The sequence below is a fragment of the Deltaproteobacteria bacterium genome (genome assembly GCA_016183175.1).
GTDB lineage: Bacteria > UBA10199 > UBA10199 > UBA10199 > SBBF01 > JACPFC01.
On the sequence record JACPFC010000101.1, the window covers coordinates 1 to 2,841 of the forward strand.

Here is a 2,841-nt window from a genome sequence, read left to right on the forward strand (position 1 = left end):
AGGCATGCGGCAAGTTTCAGGTAACAATTCAGTTTCGGGTGGATGTCTTGAGGTTCCATCGGCTGTTTGAGCGCACCGAAATCAAATCGCCGATCGGATCATTCTTAAGCCCAACAATCAAATCAAGCGACGATGATAAAGACCGCGAGTTCCGATGGAACCGAAAGCAGACACCGAGACTGAATTGTTACCGTTTTAGTGAAATTATCCTTGAGAAGCAAGGATTTGTTCTTTATCATGGCGCGAATGGACATTACCCGAATCAAAAAAAACCTGAAAACCGCATGGCTCGGTAAAACCATTCACTTTGAATCTTCCATCGATTCCACCAATGCGTGGGGATTAAGAGGCATCGACGCAGGCTCAAAGCGCGGCGAGGTCTTTCTCGCCGACTATCAGACAAAAGGGCGCGGACGGCAAAACCGCGTCTGGGAATCGTCCGCAGGCAAGAATATTTTGATGACTTTAATCGACAACGCCCCCGCCGATCCCGCCAAAGTTTTCCAGCTGACGCTCGTGGCAGGCGTCGCATTTCAGGAGGCCTTGAGTTCCCTCTTCCCCTCTCTTCCCATCCGGCTCAAGTGGCCCAACGATCTTTTGCTGAAGGGAAAAAAACTGGCGGGAATTTTGTGCGAAAAGCATCCGTCAAAACCGATGGCCGTTGTCGGAGTCGGCATCAACGCTAACGCGGCAAAGGAAGATTTTACCGCGGAGACCGCCGGGATCGCCGCCTCTCTCGCCCTTGAACTCGGAGGCGCCGTGGAGCAGGAACAGATTGCCGCCTCATGCCTTAATTCCTACGAAAAATGGCGCGAGAAGTACGACCAATCGGGCCTCGCCCCCGCCAGCGAAGCATGGCTGAAAAAAACGGACATGATGGGGAAAAAGGTCCGCGTGGTGGATGGCGGAAAAACATTTGAAGGAACCGCCCAAAGTTTGGACGAAGACGGATTTCTTGTGGTGGACGGCAAAAAGATCATTTCGGGGGATATTGTTTTGTGCTTTTAGCCATCGACATCGGCAATACCAACACCGTCATCGGCCTCTTTGAGGGGGAAACCCTCGAACATCACTGGCGCCTCGAAACGAAAAAAGAGCGGACCGGCGATGAATGGGGCGTCTATCTGCGGGAGCTTTTCCGCCACGAAAAATGCGACATCGGCGAGACGGAGAGCGTGATCATCTCCAGCGTCGTCCCGCCGATGGAGAGGGCCCTAAACGAGATGTGCCGGCGGTATCTTGAATGCGCCCCCCTGTATGTGACAAGCAAGGTCAAACTGAACATCAAAATCGCCATCGACAACCCGGATGAACTGGGGGCCGACCGGATTGTCAATTCGGTGGCCGCCTGGCACAAATACAAAACCGATCTCATCGTCGTCGATTTTGGGACAGCTACAACATTCGACTTCATCTCCAAAAAGGGGGAATACCGCGGCGGTTTGATCCTGCCGGGCATCGGCATTTCGCTGGAGGCACTGCTCGCCCGCGCGACCAAACTTCCCCGTATTGAAATCGCCAAACCGGGGCATGTCATCGGGACAAACACGGTGGAGAGCATGCAATCGGGCATCTACTACGGCTACGCGGGGATGATTGACTCGGTGGTGGAGAGAATCGAAAAAGAAATCGGAAAAAAGGCGAAGGTGCTGGCCACCGGCGGGCTCGCCCCCATGATTGCGGCGGATTCGAAGAAGATTGCCGGGACGGATGAACTGCTGACGCTCAAGGGGCTTAAGTTGATTTATGAATGGAACAGAAAAGAATGACAAATGTCAAAGTTCAAAGTTCAAAAAAAACTCAAAAAAGCAAATGTCAAATTTGGAATTGTTTTTTTGTCATTCCTTTGACATTTGAACTTTGTCATTTGACATTATTTCAGCGCTTCCTTCACTTCCGGATGGACAACTTCTCCTCTCCAGATATTCACGCCCCGGTTGAGCTCGGGGATTTTTTCCACCGCTTCATCCACCCCCATTTCCGCCAGCTTTAAAATGTAAGGAAGGGTTACGTTGGTCAAGCCGGCCGTCGAAGTCTGCGGGACACAGCCGGGGATATTGGTGACACCGTAGTGAATGACACCAAAGACCTCGTACACCGGCCTGACGTGCGTCGTCGGGCGGATGGTTTCCACGCACCCCCCCTGATCGACCGCCACATCGACGATGACCGAACCCTGTTTCATCGTCTTGACCATTTTTTTGCTCACCAGCTTTGGGGCCTGTGCACCGGGAATCAACACCGCGCCGATCAACAGATCGGTCTCCACGATTTTTTCCTCAATGGTCTTTGTCTGCGAGACGAGGGTGGTCACCCTCCCCCGGTAGAGTTCTTCGTAATGGGCCAGTCTTTCCACCGACCGGTCGAGCACATAGACCTTCGCCCCCATCCCCACCGCCACCTGTACCGCCTGCGAACCGACAACCCCGCCGCCGATGACGGTGACGACAGCCGGTTCAACGCCTGCAACCCCTCCCAGCAATTTTCCCTTTCCTCCCTGATCGCGGCGCAGATAGTGGGCGCCGATCTGCACGGACAACCGCCCCGCCACCTCGCTCATCGGTTTTAACAGCGGCAGGCTTCCGTCGTCCAACTGCACCGTCTCATAGCCGATGGCGGTTATTTTCTTTTTGATCAGCAGTTGGGCCGTCCGGGGAATGGCCGCCAGATGAAGATAGGTGAAAAGGGCCTGCCCTTCGCGAAAAAAGCCGATCTCGGCCGGCGTCGGCTCCTTGACCTTGACCGCCAGATCGCTTTTTCGCAAAACCTGTTGAAGGGACGAGACCATCGCCGCCCCTTCGTCGGCATATTCCCGGTCGGCAAAGCCGCTCCCCTCCCCCG

The 2,841-nt window shown here is 54.3% G+C and carries 3 protein-coding genes; 2 read left to right on the forward strand and 1 reads right to left on the reverse strand.

The window, feature by feature from the left end:
• Positions 1 to 246: 246 nt before the first annotated feature.
• A complete protein-coding gene (locus HYU99_09720; protein MBI2340623.1) occupies positions 247 to 1,008 on the forward strand; it encodes a biotin--[acetyl-CoA-carboxylase] ligase in 762 nt (253 codons plus the stop codon).
• Positions 999 to 1,769 carry a type III pantothenate kinase gene (locus tag HYU99_09725; protein MBI2340624.1) on the forward strand — a complete coding sequence of 257 codons (771 nt, stop codon included), beginning with the start codon at positions 999 to 1,001 and terminating at the stop codon, positions 1,767 to 1,769. Before HYU99_09720 ends, HYU99_09725 begins: the two co-directional genes overlap by 10 nt.
• Positions 1,770 to 1,873: 104 nt before the next feature.
• Here the strand turns inward: HYU99_09725 and ald are convergent.
• A partial coding sequence (gene ald / locus HYU99_09730; protein ID MBI2340625.1) for an alanine dehydrogenase occupies positions 1,874 to 2,841 on the reverse strand: 968 nt, incomplete at its 5' end.

What these genes read in the sequence shown, in the direction of transcription:
- HYU99_09720 (MBI2340623.1), top strand. Translation starts at nt 247, where the DNA reads ATGGACATTACCCGAATCAAAAAAAACCTGAAAACCGCATGGCTCGGT.